Annotated in this window: 20 protein-coding genes; 10 read left to right on the forward strand and 10 right to left on the reverse strand. The window is 30.1% G+C overall.

The features are described 5' to 3' along the window. Positions 1-66: 66 nt before the first annotated feature. The 9 genes from miaB to Q1A15_RS00715 all read left to right on the forward strand — a co-directional run bounded on the left by miaB (position 67) and on the right by Q1A15_RS00715 (position 7,870). Positions 67-1,521 (forward strand): tRNA (N6-isopentenyl adenosine(37)-C2)-methylthiotransferase MiaB, encoded by a 1,455-nt coding sequence (miaB, locus tag Q1A15_RS00675; RefSeq protein WP_299617337.1) that lies wholly within the window; start codon positions 67-69, stop codon positions 1,519-1,521. 5 nt (positions 1,522-1,526) lie between these two features. Then, on the forward strand, positions 1,527-2,006 hold the full coding sequence (locus Q1A15_RS00680; RefSeq protein WP_299617339.1) for a YcxB family protein: 480 nt from the start codon (positions 1,527-1,529) through the stop codon (positions 2,004-2,006). A 23-nt stretch (positions 2,007-2,029) separates the two neighbouring features. Further along, positions 2,030-3,250: a sigma-54 dependent transcriptional regulator gene (locus tag Q1A15_RS00685; protein ID WP_299617341.1), complete on the forward strand. Its 1,221-nt coding sequence runs from the start codon at positions 2,030-2,032 to the stop codon at positions 3,248-3,250. Positions 3,251-3,274: 24 nt separating this feature from the next. Further along, positions 3,275-3,793, forward strand: coding sequence for an LptE family protein (locus tag Q1A15_RS00690; RefSeq protein ID WP_299617343.1), 519 nt, complete (start codon positions 3,275-3,277; stop codon positions 3,791-3,793). Then, the gene (locus Q1A15_RS00695) at positions 3,787-4,506 is read left to right on the forward strand and encodes a hypothetical protein (protein ID WP_299617345.1); all 720 of its coding nucleotides are present in this window, start codon (positions 3,787-3,789) and stop codon (positions 4,504-4,506) included. Before Q1A15_RS00690 ends, Q1A15_RS00695 begins: the two co-directional genes overlap by 7 nt. Then, positions 4,506-4,844, forward strand: a complete 339-nt coding sequence (secG, locus tag Q1A15_RS00700; protein WP_299617347.1) for a preprotein translocase subunit SecG — start codon at positions 4,506-4,508, stop codon at positions 4,842-4,844. Before Q1A15_RS00695 ends, secG begins: the two co-directional genes overlap by 1 nt. 173 nt (positions 4,845-5,017) lie before the next feature. Continuing rightward, positions 5,018-5,293, forward strand: coding sequence for a co-chaperone GroES (locus Q1A15_RS00705; RefSeq protein ID WP_095074248.1), 276 nt, complete (start codon positions 5,018-5,020; stop codon positions 5,291-5,293). 31 nt (positions 5,294-5,324) lie between these two features. Next, a complete protein-coding gene (groL, locus tag Q1A15_RS00710; RefSeq protein ID WP_299617350.1) occupies positions 5,325-6,962 on the forward strand; it encodes a chaperonin GroEL in 1,638 nt (545 codons plus the stop codon). 116 nt (positions 6,963-7,078) lie between these two features. Beyond that, positions 7,079-7,870 carry a hypothetical protein gene (locus tag Q1A15_RS00715; RefSeq protein ID WP_299617352.1) on the forward strand — a complete coding sequence of 264 codons (792 nt, stop codon included), beginning with the start codon at positions 7,079-7,081 and terminating at the stop codon, positions 7,868-7,870. Here the strand turns inward: Q1A15_RS00715 and Q1A15_RS00720 are convergent, their stop codons facing one another. The 6 genes from Q1A15_RS00720 to Q1A15_RS00745 all read right to left on the reverse strand — a co-directional run bounded on the left by Q1A15_RS00720 (position 7,871) and on the right by Q1A15_RS00745 (position 13,957). Continuing rightward, positions 7,871-8,293, reverse strand: a complete 423-nt coding sequence (locus Q1A15_RS00720) for a response regulator (protein WP_299617354.1) — start codon at positions 8,291-8,293, stop codon at positions 7,871-7,873. Positions 8,294-8,307: 14 nt separating this feature from the next. Then, positions 8,308-9,627 (reverse strand): ATP-binding protein, encoded by a 1,320-nt coding sequence (locus Q1A15_RS00725; RefSeq protein ID WP_299617356.1) that lies wholly within the window; start codon positions 9,625-9,627, stop codon positions 8,308-8,310. A gap of 111 nt (positions 9,628-9,738) precedes the next feature. Continuing rightward, positions 9,739-10,104: a cation transporter gene (locus Q1A15_RS00730; RefSeq protein WP_299617358.1), complete on the reverse strand. Its 366-nt coding sequence runs from the start codon at positions 10,102-10,104 to the stop codon at positions 9,739-9,741. A 19-nt stretch (positions 10,105-10,123) separates the two neighbouring features. Next, a complete protein-coding gene (locus Q1A15_RS00735) occupies positions 10,124-12,331 on the reverse strand; it encodes a TonB-dependent receptor (protein WP_299617360.1) in 2,208 nt (735 codons plus the stop codon). A gap of 107 nt (positions 12,332-12,438) precedes the next feature. Next, positions 12,439-12,855: a hypothetical protein gene (locus Q1A15_RS00740; RefSeq protein WP_299617362.1), complete on the reverse strand. Its 417-nt coding sequence runs from the start codon at positions 12,853-12,855 to the stop codon at positions 12,439-12,441. Between the two features lie 124 nt (positions 12,856-12,979). Continuing rightward, entirely contained in the window at positions 12,980-13,957 is a 978-nt protein-coding gene (locus Q1A15_RS00745; RefSeq protein WP_299617364.1) for a polyprenyl synthetase family protein, read from the reverse strand. Between the two features lie 73 nt (positions 13,958-14,030). On the opposite strand from Q1A15_RS00745, the gene Q1A15_RS00750 reads away from it, so the two are divergent. Beyond that, the gene (locus Q1A15_RS00750) at positions 14,031-14,546 is read left to right on the forward strand and encodes a hypothetical protein (RefSeq protein ID WP_299617366.1); all 516 of its coding nucleotides are present in this window, start codon (positions 14,031-14,033) and stop codon (positions 14,544-14,546) included. A gap of 1 nt (position 14,547) precedes the next feature. Here the strand turns inward: Q1A15_RS00750 and Q1A15_RS00755 are convergent, their stop codons facing one another. The 4 genes from Q1A15_RS00755 to Q1A15_RS00770 form a co-directional block, all read right to left on the reverse strand. Beyond that, a complete protein-coding gene (locus tag Q1A15_RS00755) occupies positions 14,548-16,881 on the reverse strand; it encodes a hypothetical protein (RefSeq protein WP_299617368.1) in 2,334 nt (777 codons plus the stop codon). Positions 16,882-16,959: 78 nt separating this feature from the next. Beyond that, positions 16,960-19,308 (reverse strand): hypothetical protein, encoded by a 2,349-nt coding sequence (locus tag Q1A15_RS00760; RefSeq protein ID WP_299617370.1) that lies wholly within the window; start codon positions 19,306-19,308, stop codon positions 16,960-16,962. Positions 19,309-19,384: 76 nt separating this feature from the next. Beyond that, positions 19,385-21,412: a hypothetical protein gene (locus Q1A15_RS00765; protein ID WP_299617372.1), complete on the reverse strand. Its 2,028-nt coding sequence runs from the start codon at positions 21,410-21,412 to the stop codon at positions 19,385-19,387. 201 nt (positions 21,413-21,613) lie between these two features. Next, on the reverse strand, positions 21,614-21,781 hold the full coding sequence (locus tag Q1A15_RS00770) for a hypothetical protein (protein WP_299617374.1): 168 nt from the start codon (positions 21,779-21,781) through the stop codon (positions 21,614-21,616). Positions 21,782-21,799: the final 18 nt, after the last annotated feature.

Genomic DNA, 21,799 nt, shown 5'->3' on the forward strand with positions numbered 1-21,799 from the left:
GACAATTTGTCACTTAATCATAAAATTGGTTGTATCTTTGCGCTCTACTTAGAAGAGATTTAGATTATGGATCAGGTTGAAAAAGTTATAGACGAAAAAATACAAGGAAAGCCTTTATTAACAGAACAAAAGGACGGAAACAGCAAAAAGCTTTTTATTGAAAGCTATGGCTGTCAAATGAACATGAATGATAGTGAAATTGTTGCTGCTATTCTTGCTGAAGAAGGTTTTAATACTACAGGAAATATAGAAGAAGCCGATTTAGTTTTAGTAAACACTTGCTCTATTAGAGAAAAAGCAGAGCAAACTGTTCGAAACAGACTTCAAAAATATAATCACGCTAAAAAACGCAACCCTAAAATGAAGGTTGGAGTTTTAGGATGCATGGCAGAACGTTTAAAAGCTAAGTTTTTAGAAGAAGAAAAAATAGTTGACTTAGTTGTTGGACCAGATGCATATAGAGATTTACCAAACTTAGTTGAAGAAGTTGAAGCCGGTAGAGATGCGGTAAATGTGATTTTATCTAAAGAAGAAACTTACGCTGATGTTTCTCCTGTACGTTTAAACTCTAACGGAGTTTCTGCATTTGTATCTATTACAAGAGGATGTGATAATATGTGTACATTCTGTGTAGTTCCTTTTACAAGAGGTAGAGAACGAAGTAGAGACCCACAAAGTATTATAGAGGAAATTCGTTCAATGCACGATAAAAACTTTAAAGAAATCACTTTATTAGGTCAGAATGTAGATTCTTACTTATGGTATGGTGGTGGACTTAAAAAAGATTTCCACAAAGCATCTGAAATGGCTCAAGCTACTGCGGTAAATTTCGCACAACTTTTAGATATGTGTGCTACTGAGTTTCCTAAAATGCGTTTTCGTTTTTCTACATCGAATCCTCAGGATATGACTCTAGATGTGATTCATGTTATGGCAAAACATCAAAATATATGTAAATACATTCACTTACCTATTCAAAGTGGAAGTAACAGCATGTTAAAAGCTATGAATCGTTTACACACTAGAGAAGAATATTTAGAACTAGTTGAAAATATTTATAAGATTATTCCAGAAATGAATTTAAGTCAAGATATGATTGCTGGTTTCTGCGGAGAAACCGAAGAAGATCATAAAGATACTTTAGACTTAATGGAGAAAGTAAAATATAGCTTCGGATTTATGTTTGCTTATTCTGAAAGACCTGGAACGCTTGCAGCTAAGAAAATGGAAGATGATATTCCTTTAGCGGTAAAGAAAAGAAGATTACAAGAAATTATCAATTTACAACAAGAGCATAGTTTATTTAGAGCAAAAGAACATGTTGGAAAAGTTCAAGAAGTTTTAATTGAAGGAACTTCTAAAAAGAGCGAGAATGAGTGGAAAGGTAGAAATACTCAAAACACAGTTGTTGTATTCCCTAAAGAAAACTACAAAATAGGTGATTTTGTTAATGTAAAAATAGAAGACTGTACCTCTACTACATTAAAAGGAACTGCTGTTGGGTATTCTGAAAACAATTAAATTAAGTGCTTAAAGAAATTAAAATAAAACCAACATTCTTAGTAAAGGATGTATTTAAAGTGAATGTCTACCTCGTATTTAAAACTTGGAAAGCATGGGCTATTTTATTCTTTTTAATTTATTTTTTTATAATTAAAAACGATAGTGATTCTCTAAATATAGCTACCCTTAAAAGTTTAGGTTTAGTAATTGGTATTTTGGCTTTTTTCTTTTCACTTTATAAAAAGTCTAAAAAACTAATAAGCGAAAACCCAAGATTAAAAGAAAACATCCATTTTATTTTTAATCAAGAATATTTTGAAGAAAAGGGAGAAACCTTTTCAGTAAAACATTATTGGAAGAATATTTTTAAGGTTGAAGAAAAAAGAGAATGGTTTTTAATTTACATAAAAAAAAGTAATGCTATGATTGTTAGAAAAGATGATTTAAAAGAACAAATAACTGATTTTAATAAGCTAATAAAAGACATCAATTTAAAAGCCTAGTAGTTGAAAAAATAAATTTGAGAATGGAAAATTTACAAGCAGTAAAACAACGATTTGGAATTATCGGTAACGATATACAACTCAATAGAGCCATTGAAAAAGCGGTTCGGGTTGCTCCTACAGATATTTCTGCTTTAGTAATTGGTGAAAGTGGAGTTGGAAAAGAAAGTATTCCTAAAATTATACATCAGTTATCTCACAGAAAACACGCAAAATACATTGCCGTGAACTGTGGAGCTATTCCGGAAGGAACTATTGACAGTGAACTTTTTGGTCATGAAAAAGGAGCTTTTACAGGAGCCACTCAAACAAGAAAAGGATATTTTGAAGTTGCAGATGGTGGAACAATTTTCTTAGATGAAGTTGGAGAATTACCATTAACTACTCAAGTTCGTTTGCTTCGTGTTTTAGAAAACGGAGAGTTTATTAAAGTTGGTTCTTCTCAAGTGCAAAAAACCAACGTTCGTATTGTTGCTGCAACTAATGTAAATATGCATCAGGCAATAAAAAAAGGAAAGTTTAGAGAAGATTTATATTATCGTTTGAGTACTATTGAGATTGGACTTCCTCCTCTTCGTGATAGAGGAATGGATATTCAATTATTATTCAGAAAATTTGCTTCTGATTTCGCTCAAAAGAATAGAATTCCTGTGATTCGTTTAGATGAAAACGCGAGTAATTTATTATTAAATTATCATTTCCCAGGAAACATCAGACAACTGAAAAATATTGCTGAGCAAATATCTATTATGGAGGAAAACAGAGTTATTACTTCTGATATTATCGCTCAGTATTTGCCTAACATTTCTGGTAATTTACCAGCATTAGTTGAAAATAATTCTTCAAGTAATGATTTCTCAACAGAGAGAGATATTATGTATAAGATTTTGTTTGACATGCGTAACGACATTAATGACCTAAAGAAACTTACTTTAGATTTAATGCAAAATGGAAATAACTCTGAAGTTCAAGAAGAAAACAGAAACCTCATACAACGTATTTATAACGAACAACCTTCGACTCATCAAGTAGAAGTGGTAGAAATACCTGAAACTACTTCTCAAAACAATTATGATTTTATTGAGACTATAGAAGAGCATGAAAACCTATCTTTACAAGAAAAAGAGGTTGAAATGATTAAAAAATCTTTAGAACGTAACAAAGGAAAACGAAAACTTGCTGCTAAGGAATTAGGTATTTCTGAACGTACTCTTTACAGAAAAATAAAACAATACGATCTTTAAAACATTAGTGAAGCCAAATAAACAATGAAAAAAAGTATTATTACATTATTTTACAGCTTAAGTATTATTCTATTAGTTGGTTGCGGAGCTTATTCTTTTACAGGAAAAGGTGACATTGGTGATGCAGAAACTATTCAAATTGATTTTTTTCCAAATCAAGCACCTTTAGTAGAACCGAGTTTAAGTCAGCGTTTCACTCAAGATTTACAAGATTTATTTACCCGTCAAACAAATCTAACCCTAGTAAGAGCCGGTGGAGATTTACGTTTTGAAGGAGAAATTATAGATTACAGAATTACTCCTATGAGTGCAACTTCTAGTCAAGGAAGTCAAACTGCTGCGCAAAACAGATTAACAATAGTTGTTAATGTTCGCTACACCAACAAGAAAAAAGAGGAAGACGATTTTGAAAAACAATTTTCTTTTTATTCAGATTACGGAGCTAGTCAACAATTATCAGGCTCAGTTTTAGAAGGTGCACTAGATGAAATTTTAACAAGAATACATCAAGATATTTTTAATGCTTCTGTTGCTAAATGGTAAAAGAAAACTACATAAAAATACTTGAAAACCCTTCAGAAATTAAGGATTTAGACTACAACAATTTAAAAAACATTGTAGATAAATACCCTTATTTTCAATCCGCAAGAAGTTTATATCTAAAATCTTTAAAAGATCAGAAAAACTTTCGATATAATAATGAGTTAAAGGTTACAGCCGCTCATACAGTAGATCGTGCAATATTATTTAACTTCATTACTTCTGATTTATTTAAAGAAACAGAGAAAAAAGATGTTATTCTTGAACAAAAAGACACGAAAACATCTGCCATTGAAAAACCTGAAAAAGAGCAACTAGAAGAAGAGTTAAACATTGGAACACCACTTTCTTTTACAAAAAATGAAGCTTTTTCATTTAATCAATGGTTGCAATTATCTTCTGAAGTTCCTAAAGTAAATACTGAACTTCCTAAAAAGAAAGAAAAGAATTTACAAGATGATATTATAGATCGCTTTATAGCCAATAATCCTAAAATATCTAAGGTAAATAAAAATGCTTCTGTTCCTAATAAACAAAATGTAGTAAATCAAGAACCTACATTAATGACAGAAACTTTAGCTAAAATTTATCTAGAACAAAAGAAATATGACAACGCGATAAAGGCTTATGAAATATTAAGTTTGAAATATCCAGAAAAAAGTGGTTTCTTTGCAGACCAGATTAAAAAAATAAGAATTCTACAAAATATAAAATAATGACAACGTATAATTTACTTTTAATATTAATCTTAATCGTTGCAGTAGCATTAATTCTAATCGTAATGGTACAAAACCCTAAAGGAGGAGGATTATCTTCGTCTTTCGGTGGAGGCGGTGGAGTGAACATTGGTGGTGTGCAAAACACTAACAATTTCTTAGACCGTACTACTTGGACTTTAGCTATCGCAATGTTCGCTTTAATCTTATTATCGAACTTTGCAATTCCTAGAGCAAACAGCGCAAATACACCTGACCTTAAAGAATCTCTAGATGGTATTGAAACTACAGCTCCGGCTGAAACTACAGCACCAGCAACAAAAGATTCTGTTCAATAAGATCAAAAAACATATATTTTAAAATGCCAACGATGACACGTTGGCATTTTTTTATTTGGTTTTTTATTAAAACTATTAGCCTCAGAAAAAATGTCAGTTTTATCTCAATGGCATAATTTCTGACTAATTGAAAAGTGAATAAAATTAAGATTAATCAAAATTTTTAAAATAAAATGGGATTAAACATCAAACCTTTAGCAGATAGAGTTCTTGTAGAACCAGCTGCAGCTGAAACTACTACCGCTTCAGGAATTATCATACCTGATAATGCAAAAGAAAAGCCTCAAAAAGGAACTGTTGTAGCAGTAGGAAATGGTAAAAAAGATGAGCCTTTAACTGTAAAAGTTGGAGACACAGTTTTATATGGTAAATTCTCTGGAACTGAACTTAAATTCGAGGGAAAAGATTACTTAATGATGAGAGAGTCGGATATTTTAGCGATCATCTAACAATCAACTAACCTAATTAAACAAAAACAAAATGGCAAAAGACATAAAATTTGATATTGAAGCTCGCGACGGATTAAAACGTGGTGTAGATGCATTAGCAAATGCTGTAAAAGTAACTTTAGGACCAAAAGGTCGTAACGTAATTATTTCTAAATCTTTTGGAGCTCCTCACGTAACTAAAGATGGAGTTTCTGTAGCAAAAGAAGTAGAATTAGAAGACGCTCTTGAAAATATGGGAGCGCAAATGGTAAAAGAAGTTGCTTCTAAAACTAACGATTTAGCTGGAGACGGTACTACTACTGCTACTGTTTTAGCTCAAGCTATCGTAAAAGAAGGATTAAAGAATGTTGCTGCTGGTGCTAATCCAATGGATTTAAAAAGAGGTATCGATAAAGCTGTAACTGCATTAACTGAAGATTTAGCTAAACAAGCTAAAGAAGTTGGTGATTCTTCAGAAAAAATTCAACAAGTTGCTTCAATTTCAGCTAATAACGATAAAGTAATCGGTGATTTAATCGCTACTGCTTTCGGTAAAGTTGGTAAAGAAGGTGTTATTACTGTTGAAGAAGCTAAAGGAACTGATACTTACGTAGATGTCGTAGAAGGAATGCAGTTTGATAGAGGATATTTATCTCCTTATTTCGTAACAAATGCTGATAAAATGATCGCTGAGTTAGAAAATCCTTACATCTTATTATTCGATAAGAAGATTTCTAATTTACAAGAAATTTTACCAATTTTAGAGCCAGTTGCTCAATCTGGTCGTCCGTTATTAATTATTGCTGAAGATGTAGACGGACAAGCGTTAGCTACTTTAGTAGTAAACAAATTAAGAGGAGGATTAAAAATCGCTGCTGTTAAAGCTCCAGGATTTGGTGATAGAAGAAAAGCAATGTTAGAAGACATCGCAATCTTAACTGGTGGTACTGTAATTTCTGAAGAAAGAGGTTTCTCTTTAGAAAACGCAACTTTAGATTTATTAGGAACTGCTGAAACAGTAACTATCGATAAAGACAATACAACTGTTGTAAACGGTGCTGGTGACGAAGAGCAAATTAAAGCTCGTGTTAACCAAATTAAAGCGCAAATCGAAACTACTACTTCTGATTACGATCGTGAGAAGTTACAGGAGCGTTTAGCTAAATTAGCTGGTGGTGTTGCTGTATTATACGTTGGTGCTGCTTCTGAAGTAGAAATGAAAGAAAAGAAAGATCGTGTAGATGATGCTTTACATGCAACTCGTGCTGCTGTTGAAGAAGGAATCGTTGCTGGTGGTGGTGTTGCTTTAGTACGTGCTAAAAAAGTATTAGAAACTATAACTACTGATAACTTAGACGAAACTACAGGAATTCAAATCGTAAACCGTGCAATTGAAGCTCCTTTACGTACTATTGTTGAAAATGCTGGTGGTGAAGGTTCTGTAGTAATCAACAAAGTATTAGAAGGTGAAAGTAACTTCGGATATGATGCTAAAACTGAACAATATGTAGATATGTTAGAAGCTGGTATTATCGATCCTAAGAAAGTAACTCGTGTTGCTCTAGAAAATGCTGCTTCTGTTTCTGGCATGATCTTAACTACTGAATGTGCTTTAGTAGATATTAAAGAAGAAGGACCTGCTGGTGGTGGAATGCCTCCAATGGGTGGTGGAATGCCTGGAATGATGTAATCGACAATTCGATCATGAAATATTAAAAAGCAATCTCAAATGAGGTTGCTTTTTTTTATATTTATACTGTAAAAAAAATTGTTATTCTATAAAAGTTTACAACGTAAAAAATTAACATGGGCTGGGATATAAGTTATCATCCAATTTCTGAAGAGCAAATTATTGAACGTTACTTCAATGTTCTTGATGATAAAACATTAATTACTGAATTATCTGCTAAATACAATATAAAAGACTTCTACGCTAAAAAATATGAAGAGCTTATTGATATTGCCTTAGTAACAACTCAAGATGATGTTTTTGACAAAACTCATGGTTATTATATTGCTGCCACACAAGGCTTCTTTGAAAAGTATTTTTATGTTCGTGGTAGCGCTTTATCATTTCTTGAAGGAAATATATTATCTAAATACACAAAAAGCTGGCAAGAAATTCTTCCTCAAGAAAAGCTTACTGATGCAGTTCATAATCAAATTATAGAGAATTATTGTTCTGGAAAATTTATTCCTCCTGAAAACATTGAATTGTTACTAGAAAATTATGACAATGATTTAAAACTACAAGAAGAGATTAACACATTATTTTCTCACGAACGTATTGGTATCTTTTTTAAAGCGATGTATTATGCATTAGATAAAGGACTCGGACTTTTGGAAGCTACAGAAATAATTGAACCTAATCCAATGGACCTTAATAGTTCTGTTTCTTATTCTAATCTTTTTAATTGCGATCCACAAGGAGCTTTATTGTATAGAGATGCGGCTATGGAACAACTTTCTAAAATTGAAGAAGAAAAAGATTTAACACCTGGAACGATTACTTCTAATACAAACTATGAAGTTAGCAATCATAAAATCGAAGAAAAAGAACCTAAAAAAAGTTTTTGGAAACGGTTATTCAAAAAATAATTAATTCAATACAACTCCCTCTTTTTTAAAATATTTCTCTTCTATATCTTTTAACATCTCCTTTGTTAGAGGTTTGTTTCTAAACTCAGATATTAATTCATTTGAAAGTGCTCTTTCTTTATCATTTGCATTTAAAGAAGTTGTTAGCATCACAACTATAATTTGTGCTCTTTTATCTTTTGGTAGCTCTTTGTACTTCTCTAAGAATTCCCAACCATCTACTTTTGGCATATTAATATCTAAGAAAACAATATCTGGTATTTCATTTTCTCCGGCAGATTCTAAAAACTCTATCGCTTGTTCACCATCGTATTTGGTTACTATTTTATCGCAATAATTATTGTCTTTAATAATTAATTCATGTATAAAATTTGTAGCCTTATCATCGTCAACAAGTAAAACTGTATTGATTTTTGCACTCATTTTATTGCTATTTATTATAAATTAAACTTAACGATTTCCTTTCTTATGGTGAAGTAAAAGTCACTCCCCTCACCCTCTTCAGATTCAACCCATAGTTTTCCGTCATGCATATCAACTATCTTTTTACAATGTGATAATCCTATTCCGGTTCCTTCATACTCTTCTTTACTATGTATTCTTTTAAAGATTGAAAATATTTTTTCTTTATACTTCTCTTTTATTCCTATACCGTTATCACTGACTTTAAACTTCCAATATTCACCTGAACTTTCTGATGTTATTTCAATTTTAGGTTGATTCCCTGGATGCTGAAACTTTATGGCATTTGAGATTAAATTTTGAAAAAGTAATCTTAATTCAGATTTATAAGCAGTTAATACTGGCAAATTTCCCCAAGTAATAATGGTATTATTTTGAGAAATTGTATGATCAAGATCTTGCTTTACATCATTTAAAATTTCATTACAATCTACTTCAGATAATTCTCTATTTTGACCAAGTACAGAATATTCCAATAAATCTTTCACAAGGTTTCTCATCCTACTTGTAGCAGACTCTATAAAACCTAACATCATTTTTCCTTGCTCATCGAAACTTTCTTTATATCGAGTACTAAGCATATCAACCATACTTGATACTGTTCTTAAAGGCTCCTGTAAATCGTGAGAAGCGATATAAGTGATTTCATTTAGTTCTTTATTCTTAACCTTTATTTTTTCGAACGCATGATTTAGTTTCTCATTCTTTTCTTCGAGAATTAAACTAGAAGCTTTCATTTCTTTTTCAATGGGACGATAGATAAAGTATACCTCAAGAATTAAAATTAATAGTGCTAAAAAGAAGAGTAAATATTCAATCTGAACTATAAAACGTAATTTTTTATCTGAATTTTTCTCAAGAATCTTAACAATAGCATCCATTTCTGAAAGAAAACTATTTTGATTCTGTGTAATTGTTTCAAGGTTAAGTTTTGATTCCCCTAGAAGTTTTGTCTCTTCTTCGATAAACCTAATATACTTATCTAGCTTTTTCAACTCGCTTGTAACCTTAATATCTCCACTAACAACAGTACTTTTAGTTGAACGAGATATTAAAAGTTGATGTGCGTTTTTCCATTGATCTAACAGTTCAATTAAAAATTCGTCAGATTTGGCTCCTCTATCAATAGCACAAAACTCATTAGTGATTCTTTGACTAAGCATTCGTTGTTTCCCTGCAACGTTAATTGTATTTGCATCTGTTTTTTTCTGTTTTAACCAATACTGTATAAAAATTTGATTGATTCCTAGTACTAATACAGTGATACAAATACCAATTACATATCTTTTATTCATAGCCAATTAAGTTACGAAAATAGCTTGAAAAAAGCATTAGCTTAAATTTAATAAATAACTGATTATCATCAATAAAAAAAAACTCAGGAAAAATCCTGAGTTTTTATATTGTTAACCTTTTTTATGGTTTTTGACAACTTCTTCGTCTCGATACTTACAACAAGCATCTAATTTATCGTAAGCTTCTTTAGGTGCTTTAAAGTCTTTCGTATCATGTCCTACACCTGCAACTTTCTGACAAACCGTTTTTTTATCTGTTTTTCTTTCATCTATAATCACCATTAATTGATGCGTATTTAAATCCCAGTTTGCATACTTTACTCCTTTAGTGTTTAATGCAGCTTTTTCAATACGAACTTTACATTCCATACAAACACCATCTACTTTTAAAGATAATTTTGCATTTCTTTTCTTTTTTTGTGCTTGACCAGCAAATGCTACAAATACTAGACAAATGATTGTGATAATTTTTTTCATAATTATAATTATGTATTTATTAATTTATTTTAAATCGAAATCCTGTATAAAAAGTGCTTCCAAATATTGGTGCATAGACAATAGTACTGTCAAAATTCGCTCCAAAAGGATCATCACTTCCTAAAATCGGGTTTACTTGTTTTAGATTCGTTATATTTTCTCCACCAACATAAACTTCAAACTTATCAGAGAATACTTTTGTAATCTGTGCATTTAACAAACTATAACCGTTAGAATATTCTGGTAATTGTAAGTTTACTGGATTTGTAGAAGTGTTAGGTAATCGTTGTTTTCCTATAAAATTATATGTTGTATCGAACCTCCATAATCCTCCTCGGTTACTTTTAGCCGTTTCATAAGAAACATTCATAAAAAAGCGATGCTGTGGTTGAATTGGTTTTGATAAGTTTCCTGAAATATAATCTGTAGACACATCAAAATATTTATAAGCAGTTCTAAAATTGAATTTCTTTAAAGGCGAATAATTTACCTCTACTTGAAAACTATTAGCTATACTTTTTCCATCTAAATTATAGAAAGAGATTTGTTGTGGATTTTCCCAATCTACAACTACTTGATTCTCAAAATTTGTTTGATAAAAATCGAATGTAATGTCTCCTTTTCTTTCAAATAATCTAAATCCTTGTAAGAAAGACACTCCATAATTCCATGCTTTTTCAGGATCTAATCCGTAGATATTTCCTCCTCCATTAATAATATTTATTTGTCGAGAAGAAGCAAATAATTGCTGATTTTCAGCAAAAATATTAGCGCTACGTTTTCCACTTCCAATAGAAGCTCTTAAAACACCTCTATTCCATGGCACATACCTTAAATGTAATCTTGGAGTTAAAAATGTTCCTAACAAATTATGAGTATCTAAACGTACTCCTGCTGTTAAACTAAAATCCTCACTATTGTCGTAAGCATACTCAAAGAAAACTCCTAATGAATTTTCATCTCTTGAAAAATCTGTGGTTTCAACCAACTCTTCATAATCATCATAAGTAAAACTAATACCTGTTTTAAATTTATTTCTTGTATCTCCAATTATAGAGTTGAAAATAAAGTTGGAATATACACTTTGATGTTTAATATTATAGTCTCTTAATCCGAAATAAGAATCTTGATCGTGATTACTATACGCTAGCTGAAGTCCCATGCTTTGGAAAGGTAATTCTGGAAAAACATATCCTAATTTTCCTGAAAAGTCAAATCTTTTTGTTTTGATTTCACTTCCCCAAATAGTATTAGAACCTTTATTTACATCTGGATCAAAACCTGTTTGTCCAGTTTGTTTTCTGTCATTTAAATATCTAAAATTCAAGAAACTCACCCATCCTTTTTCGCTATCTGTAAATTGCCAACGATTCATTACATTGATTTGTTCTGCTAAAGGAACATCAATAAAACCATCGTTATTTTTATCAAATTTCTGACTTCTAAGATTTCCATGAACATATAAACCCGTTTGCCATTTCTCACTTAATTTCTGATTGAAATGAGTATTTAATTCTAGTCTTCCATTTCGATTTCCATAACCGTTAACAAAAAACTTATCATCTGAATATGGCTTTACAAGTTCTGCATTTATCTGACCTGAAATACTTTCAAAACCGTTAATAACACTTCCTGCTCCTTTTGTAATCTGAATACTTTCTACCCAAGTTCCAGGAGTAAATGTAAGTCCGTATACTTGAGAAGCTCCTCTTACCATTGGAATATTCTCCTGCGCTATTAGTAGATAAGGACTATTTAAACCTAACATTTGAATTTGTCGAGTTCCTGTTAAAGCATCAGAAAAATTAACATCGATAGACGGATTTGTTTCAAAACTCTCTGCTAAATTACAGCAAGCTGCTTTTAGTAATTCTTCACTATTTACTGTAAAAACATTTTCTGTAGTAAAGAACGATTTTGATGTTGCTTGTTTTCTTGCAGATACTGATACTTCATCTAAAGTTGCTTGTTCTGTTAAAAAGTGATGTATCGGTTTTAAAGTTTTAATTTCTATTGTATCTGTTTTATAGCCTACAAAACTCACAACTAGTTTTTTATATTCTTTTTTATAAGGTATTTCGAACCAACCTTTTTCGTTTGTGGTGGTTCCTACTTTTGTATTTAACCAATGTACATTGGCTCCAAACACTCCCAGGTTATCTTTTGGATTTGCTTTATCCATAATCATACCTTTGAATGTTTGCTGTGCTACTATTTGTGAACTCATGAATATAAGCGCACAAATGAACATTTTAAATTTCATGTTTATTTGTATATAATTTATATTTTACTTCTTTTTTGTTGACATTAAGTCACTGAAAAAAGTATTATAAATCATATGAGATATACTTCGTAAAGTACTTGTAAATCTAGATTTAGATTTGGAGGTGAATAATATTCGTTTAGATTAACCTGTTCGGCTTCTTCTAAAAACAGGTCATTATATGAAGTAATGAAAGCTACTAGAAACTGCTGTTTTTCTAAATCGAATTTCTCAGCAGAGTTTTTTAATTCCTCTTGGCCTTCAACTTGTGTTATTTCGTCTTTACAACAATTTTTCTTTTTGATGATTTGTGGATCATCACAATCTTCTTCTCCTGCTTCATCGCCACAACCTTGATCTCCGCCAAAATAAGAAACACCAACTAAAAACTCACCACAGTAATGCTTTTTCACTGTAAATGAAAAAGTTGAAAGAAGCACTAAAAGCGCTAATAATATTGATGATATTTTCGTTATTGAAGATTTCATTGTTGCTTAACCTATACAAAAATAAAAAAGTTCTTCTAAATCTGGTAGAACATTAACATTTCAGTAACAATATGAAGGTGAATTACTTTTTTAAATAGACGAATGGTATTTTAAGAATGTTGAATTAAATTTTACGTTCAACTACATAATCAATCATCATAAGCAATGATTGTTTGTATTCAGAATCTGGATAACTTTCTAAAATCTTCAATGCTCTATTCTTGTAATTATGCATCTTATTGATTGTATAATCTATTCCTCCATTTTCTTTTACAAAAGCAATAACTTCTTTAACTCTTTTCTTGTTCTTATTATGATTTTTAACGGAATTGATTAACCATTTACGGTCTTTTTCACTACAATTATTTAGCGTATAAATTAAAGGCAAAGTCATTTTTTGCTCTTTGATATCTATACCTGTAGGTTTTCCTATTTTTTCGTCACTGTAATCAAAAAGGTCGTCCTTAATTTGAAAAGCAATTCCGATGTATTCTCCAAATTTTCTCATCTGTTGAACTACATCATTGCTACAACCCACAGACGCAGCTCCGATTCCACAACAAGCAGCAATTAAAGTCGCTGTTTTTTGACGAATAATTTCAAAATATACATCTTCTGTAATATCTAACTTTCTTGCTTTTTCAATCTGCAGTAACTCTCCTTCACTCATTTCTCTTACTGCAATAGAGATTAACTTTAGCAAATCAAAATCTTCATTATCGATTGAAAGTAATAATCCTTTAGACAGTAAAAAATCACCTACTAAAACTGCTATTTTATTTTTCCAAAGCGCATTAATAGAAAAGAAACCTCTTCTAATATTACTATCGTCTACAACATCGTCGTGTACTAAAGTAGCTGTATGAATAAGCTCAACAATAGAAGCTCCTCTGTAAGTTCTTTCATCAAAACCTCCATTAGACACCATTTTTGCGACTAGAAAAACAAACATTGGACGCATTTGTTTTCCTTTTCTTCTTACGATGTAATAGGTGATTCTGTTTAATAACGGAACCTTAGAAAGCATTGAATCTTTGAATTTAGATTCAAACAGTTCCATCTCTTTTGTAATCGGAATTTTTATTTGTTCAACAGGTTTCATTAAGCCTCCCCTTTGTGGGATCAAAAATAAAGAAATAAATTAAGATGCTTATCTTTGGTTTTAAACTTAATTTATGAAAAATCTATTTTATTTTCTGTTTGTGTTTTCTTTTTTGACCTTAAATGCACAAGAGCAAAAAACTAGTTTTCCTGATCTTTTTTTAGGAAAATATAAAGGCGATTTGAAAATTTCATCTCAAAGAGGAGTTCAAAAAATTCCGATGGAATTTCATCTAACAAAAACAGAAAAAGATTCTACATACAATTATGTAATTATATACAATAAAGCCCCTAGAAATTATCTTTTAAAAGTAGTTGATAAAGAAAAGGGACTTTATAATATTGATGAAAATAATGGTATTATTTTACCTGCTTCTTTCAATAAAACTACATTACATAGTTTTTTTGAAGTACAAGGAAACTTTCTAAGCACTCGTTTAGATTTTTCTGAAAACCAATTAGACTTCGAGATTTTATTTACTAAGCTTGATAATAAAATAAAAACCGGTGGCGAAGCTAGCGGTGTTCCTGAAGTTTCTGGCTACCCTATAAGTGTTTTTCAAAAAGCAGTTTTAAAGAAATTTGAATAATTTAGTTATTAATTTTCTTTAAATCTGTAAATGTTTTTTTGACACTAATAAGTTTTCCGTCTTTAGAGATTCCTTCTAAGAAAAGTGTAATATCGTTTTGATCTAGTTTTGGAATTTTAAACTGATACGATTCTTTTCCTACTTTTATATTTGGTTTCCAATAAACAACTCCATAATCTTTAAAAGCCTTACTTCCTGTAGATAAATACTTTGGTTGATAATATTCTTTTTCTACACTGAATCCAAACGGCATTTTGTAAGTAAAAAATGGCTCATCAACATTTCGCTCTACCACTCTTGGTTTTGTATAAATATGAATTTCTCCTCTACCTGCATAAGAAGTAAATACCTCATCCACTTCATCTAATCTCATTTGACGTAAAGCTAACATATCAGATCTATTAAAAGTAATTTCTATTCCATTCACATATACCCTAGCTGGATTTAATTTCAGACCTGGTTTCGAAACTTTAATTTCTACATTTAACTCATTTTCATCAACTCTAAACCTATTATATCTTATGAATTCTAAAATTCGCTGGTTTGGCGCATATGTTTCGTCTATTTTATAAGCTCTTTTATCCATACCAAACATTACTGGCGTATTTTCTATTTTCAATTTTCCTTTTACTTCAACCTCATTTAGCACCTCTTGCTTTTCATAAACAAAAGACTTTAAATCTTGCACCTCATCTTCAAAATATATCCCTTGATCATCGGTTATTGAAACATCTATATTCCCTATTTTTCGCCCCGGAAATGTTTGAACATATAAATACGGTTTCTTTAGAATCTCTTTATTTGAAAAAGAAAAATTAACTGTAGCTGTATCCTTTACATATAAATTTTTAAACTCTACTTTGTTTTTATTTAGTTTCTGTGCGATAAACAATTCGTTTGAATTCGTTAAAAGATGAATCTTAGTAGAATCTGTTATAGCACTTACATCGTTTATAGTACCTTTTATCGTTATTCCTTTTTCAAATTTGAATTGTTGTTTTGGTGTATTATAAAAAATCGTATTCCAATTGTATTTAGACCAACCTTGTGTTAATAACAACACATCTAATTCTCTTAACTTTTTTCTATTCGGATTTTCAAAAAGATCTTTTACATCTTTCAATTCTCCTTTTATATATGGTTTGATGAAGAAATTCGTGTAAATATTTTCATCTGGATTGTACGATTTTGTCTCTTTAGGTAAAAATGAAGCACTCAGAAATATATCATCTACATCTGTGTCTTTTTTAGAAAAACTGATAGTCAATGAATCGTTCGTAATTTCAGTAGCTTCCATACTTAATTTACTAAACAACGATTTACTGTGGCTGAAGAAAACGCGCTCTGCAACAGGTTTATTTGCACTAGAAAATAAAGTAACGATGTTTGTTCCTGGTTTAAATAACTTCTTATTGATAAACAACGAATACGTATATGTGTTAGGTTTAAATTTTATGTAGCGTTTTAAATAAGAGTTTGTGTTATGAATAAGAATGTAATATTTATCTCCAGCTAAATCATCTATCGTTTCTGGATTGGTATTAATAATAAACTTACTCATGTTACTACTAATATCTTCGAAAGCTAATGTTACTCCTTTCAATTCTTTTGAAGGTAATTTCTGACGCAATTCTTGGCCATTATCTAGAGTAGTTTTAATCTCATACTCTTTTCCAACTTCTATTTGCATACCAATTTTTGCTTGTCCGAATCTATTAAACTTAAATTCTAACAATGATTTATCACCAGATACTAATTCAGCTTTTGTTACTGAAGGCACTCTACCACTTTTACTATTTAGAATTACACCCAAGGTATTATACGAATTCGCTAATAAATGTCCGCCTTCTGGTAATACTTGTAAATCGTACTCATCTTTAAGTACTGTTTTCTTTTTCTCCTGTTTTTTATTATCAACAATTGTTAGTTCCTGAAGAAAAGATTCGTCTTCTTCAAAATTCCTCATGAAATTTGTTGATGCTTTTATATAGTATTTTTCTGATGTGTATGTAGAATCGATTTTGAAATTACCACTTGCAACTCCATCTTTTACATACAATAACTTTTGATCTTTATACACTCCATTTTCATCGTACAACGTACAATAAAGATTCGATGTGTTTTGATGCAATTTTTGAGTATTTAGATTTAAAACATAAGCTTTAAACCATACTTCTTCTCCTTTAAAAAAACTTGTTTTGTTTAAATGCACATAAGGTACTTCTCGTTGATTTTCGAAATACTTTACATAAAGACTGTCTACATTTTTAACCTGAGCAGTTAGCATAGACACAAACAAAATAAATGAAATGAATAGTAATTTTCTTGCCCCCATAGAAATATAATTTGATTCTTATAAAGATACGAAATAAAAGACTGTAGTTCAATAGAATTAAACTATACAGTTATACATTTACTCTATCAACTCTTTAATATTTGTAAATGTTTTCACCTGATGAATTAACTCACCGTTTGCTCCAATACCTTCAATAAATATTTTAATATCTTTCTGATTAAGATGTGGTATTTTGAAATCTAATGTGTTTACATTAGGCTCTAATGTTATATTCGGATTCCAATACAATGTTCCGTAGTTTTTAAATATTTTACTTTGAGTTGACGCATATTTAGGCTGATAAAACTCTTTTTCTACACTAAAACCTAATGGAACTGGATATTTTAAAAATGGTGGATCTGTAGTATCTCTAACATTCTTTTTGGTGAAAATATGAATCTCGCCTCCGAAAGAATTGGATATAAAAATTTCTTCAACATCAATATTTCTAAGTTGTCTCAAATACAACATATCATTTGGAATATCCGTAATTTGGAATGAATTCAGGTAAATATTGAATGGTGAACCAAGTCCAGAACCTTCTCTGTTTACTATTGTCACACTTCTAAGATCTTCATTAACTATAAAACCTTTAGATCTAATAAAATCTAAAATTCTACCATATTTCGGATATGTTTCATCAATTTTATATCCAGTTTCATTTCCTATAACATCTGGATTATTTTTAAAAACATACTTAGCTTTTACTTCTACTTCATTTAAAAATTCAAATTCATCTAATACAAAAGCATCCGCTAAAACCACTTCTTTTTTTACTGCTTTCTTCTTTTTTATGTAACGTTTCGACGTATCAGAAAACTTAATATTATCTTTTTTTAATGCAGGATAACTTCGAATATATGCCTTAATACTTTTTAATGTATTCTTTCTATCTAGAAATGAAAAGTTAATCGTATCTGCCTCTTTTATGTACAAATTTTTAAACTCAACATTATTATTTTTAAGAAAACTAGACATAACTAAATTATTGGCATTTGACACCAAATAAACCTGAGTAGAATCGTTAACATCTTTCATGTTTATGGTTCCTTTTAAACTAATCCCTTTTTCGAATTGATAATACTTTGTTGGTGGTGTATTAAAAATATTGAACCATTTGTATTTAGACCAACCTTGAGTTAACAAAACTAAATCTAGTTCCTGTAATTTTTTTCGATTAACATTTTTGAAAAAATAATCACTGTTTTTTACTGGTCCCTTTATATAAGGTTGAAGTAAAAATTTTGAATAAATAGTTTGATCTGGCTTATAAGCTTTAGTTCTATATGGTAAAATAGAAGCACTTAAAAAATAATACTGTGTACTGTCTACTTTTTTATGAAAACTCACTGTAAGAGAATCTTCATCAACATCTTTTAGATCAACATTTATATCTTCTATTAAAGACGGTTTGAAATTAAAGAAAACTCTTTCTGCCAATGGTTTATTTTCTTCATTAAATAGCGTTGCAATATTTGCTCCTGGTTTAAATAGTTTCTTACTTAAAAAGAGCGAGTATGATAATGAGTTTGCTTTAAACTTTATCTTGCGTTTTAAGTAAGAGTTTGTATTGTGAATTAATAAATGATATGATTTACCTTGAAGACTTTCGATTGTTTCTTGATTCGTGTTTACTATAAACTTCATCATATTATCACTAATATCTTCCACTGCTAATGTTACACCTCTCAGTGCTTTTCCAGGTAAAACTTTAGTAACGATTTCATCGTTTGGCAATGTTACTCTAGCTGTGTATTCTTCACCTTTTTCAACATAGAACAACACTTTTGCTTGTCCGAAACGATTCAATGTAAAACGTTCTATAACATTTCCATTTTGGTTTATAAGTTCTCCTACAGTATTCTTTGGAGCATCTCCTTTTTTATCTCTTAAAATAATTCCGACAGCGTTTAATGAATTCGATAGCAAATGACCACCTTCAGGTAAAACCTGTAAATCGTAATTATTTTCTTCTACTATTGCATTAGTAGTATTCTCTCTATTGTTAACTATTGTAATTTTTTGAAGAAAAGATTCATCTTCTTTGAAGTTTTTCATATAGTTCGTCTCAACCTTTAAATAATAATCACGATTAGTAAAAGTTGAATCTAACTTGAAATTACCACTTGCTATTCCGTTTTTAATGAAAAGTAACTTACGGTCTTTATACACTCCTTTATCGTCGTAAATAGTACAATACAAATTGGTTGTACTCTTGTGAAGTTTCTGCGTATTTAAATTAAGTACATAAGCTTTAAACCAAACTTCTTCCCCTTTTAAATAACTGGTTTTATTAAGATGTAAATAAGGAATTTCTCTTTCGTTATTAAAATAGTTTGCATAGACGGTATCTAAAGACTTTGTTTGAGAAATTACTGTAATTGTAGTGAGTAGTGTAAGTATACACCATAGGTTTTTAATCTTCATAGTAACTTAATTAAGTGACACATAAAGATAAGAAAAAAACGCAACATCATCTCTTATCTTTATGTATCACAAATAGTTACTCTAAATTACTGTTTAAATTTGTGTAGGTTTTAGTTTTATAAATTAAACTTCCATCAGTTCCAATACCTTCAATAAATATCTTTATACTGTTTTGATTTAACCTCGGAATTTTAAACTGAATTTTACTAGAAGCAGGAGATAATTCTATATTTGGATTCCAGAACATTGCTCCATATTTCTCAAAAATTTCATGGCTCGTAGTTACATACTTTGGCTGGTAATATTCTTTACTTACTGCATAAGCTGTTTCTATTTTAACTCTATTGAAAGGATCATCTGCTTTCCCAATAGATATCGCAGGAAATAAATAAATTTCTCCATTTCTTCTTTTTGAGATATAAATCTCATCAAAATCAATAATTCTACCTGTAGTTACTAAAGCATTTAGTTGATTAACATCATTCGTTATATCTACATTGTTTAAATAAACTCTAGTTCTATCCAACGCAAAAGGAGATCTGAAATTACCTCTACAACCATTAGATCCTTGACATCTAAAGAAAGCCATATCTCTTGCAATATCACCTGTTCCAGGATATAATCTCGTTGGTCTAGAAATTCTAAAACCTTGTGCTCTTATAAAACCTTCAAATGTTTGTAACCCTTCTAAATTAAGTCCTTTCTTATATTTTAACAATCTTGCTCCGCCGATATTAAATGGTTTGTTTTTAAAGATTAATCTTCCTTTTACTTCAACTTCATTTAATTCTTCAAATTCTTCTAACACAAAAGTATCTACAATATCTACGTTCTCTTCTTTGGTAAACAATCTACTTTCAGAAACTTTTAGCGGACTTGTATCTAACATGGATTTCGCTCTAAAGTATCCTTTCGGACTTCTTAACTTTCCTTTTTTGGTATTGTATGATAAATTAACAGTAGTTGTATCTGTTATATATAGATTTTTAAACTCTACTTGGTTATTCTTTACTTTTTTTGAAACGAATAGTTTGTTTGCATTCGATAACAAATAGATATCTGTATCATTGTTAACATTATTCATGTTCAACGATCCTTTTATTGTGATTCCTTTTTCAAACTCATAATGTTTCCTTGGAGATAAATTAAATATGTTATACCATTTGTATTTTGACCAACCTTGCGTTAACAATACTAAATCTAACTCTTGTAGTTTCTTTCGATTCACATCTTTGAAAAAATAATCACTTTTCTTTACTTCTCCATTTATGTAAGGCTGTAATAAAAACTTTGAATATATGTTTTGTGTCGTATTTTCTGAAGCAGTGCTACTTGGTAAAACTGAAGCACTTAAATAATATTGATTATAATCGTTTTTCGAATTATTAAGCGTTACTGTAATTGAATCTGTACTTACATCATCTATATTAACATCTACTGAACCTAATAACGATTTTTTGTGATTGAAGAAAACTCGCTCTGCAATTGGTTTATCTTCTTCATTGAATAATGTCGCGATGTTTGTACCAGGTTTAAACATATCTTGACTTAAATATAATGAGTAAGAAACCTTGTTTGGTTTAAAAACAAACTCTCTTTTTAAGTATGAATTTGTATTATGAATTAACAGATAATATTTCTTTCCTGTAAGATCATTAATTGTTTCTGCATTAGTATTCACCATAAACTTCGTCATGTTCGTACTAATGTTATCTACATTTAACGTTACACCTTTCAGTTCTTTAGACGGTAATTTACTTGTTATAGTTTCTCCATCTTCTAAAGTAACTTTAGCAACATATTCTTTTCCTTTTTCAACTTCAACAATAGTTTTAGCTAAACCAAACTCATTTAATTTAAATTCTTCTATTAAAATTCCTGAACTATCTAATATTTCTCCTTTAATTGTTTTAGGTATATCTCCATTTTTATCCTTAAAAATTATTCCCACAGCGTTTAAAGAATTCGCTAATAAATGTCCGCCTTCTGGTAACACTTGTAAATCGTAGGCCATTTTACTTGATACTTTTTCTGAAGTGATTTCAGCATTATCAACCAAAGTAATTTTTTGAAGAAAAGATTGATCCTCTTCAAAGTTCCTCATGTAGTTTGTTGAAGCTTTTACGTAGTAATTCTTACCAGTAAAAGTAGAATCTAATTTAAAGTTTCCGCTAGCAATTCCGTTTTTAACATATAGTAACTTTTGCTCTTTAAACTCACCTTTATCATCATAAATTGCACAATACAGATTACTAGTTTTATCGTGTAATTTTTGTGTATTTAAATTTAAAACATAGGCTTTAAACTATACTGATTCTCCTTTTAAAAAACGTGTTTTGTTTAAATGTAAATACGGAACTTCCCGTTCGTTATCGAAATAATCTGTATAATTTTTCTCAACATTACCTATTTGGGAAAAGAGCATAGCAAATTGAAAAACTGCTAATAGCAGTAGTAGTTTTTGGTATTTCATAGTAATTAATTTTTAAGA

The organism is uncultured Tenacibaculum sp., assembly GCF_947495995.1.
GTDB lineage: Bacteria > Bacteroidota > Bacteroidia > Flavobacteriales > Flavobacteriaceae > Polaribacter.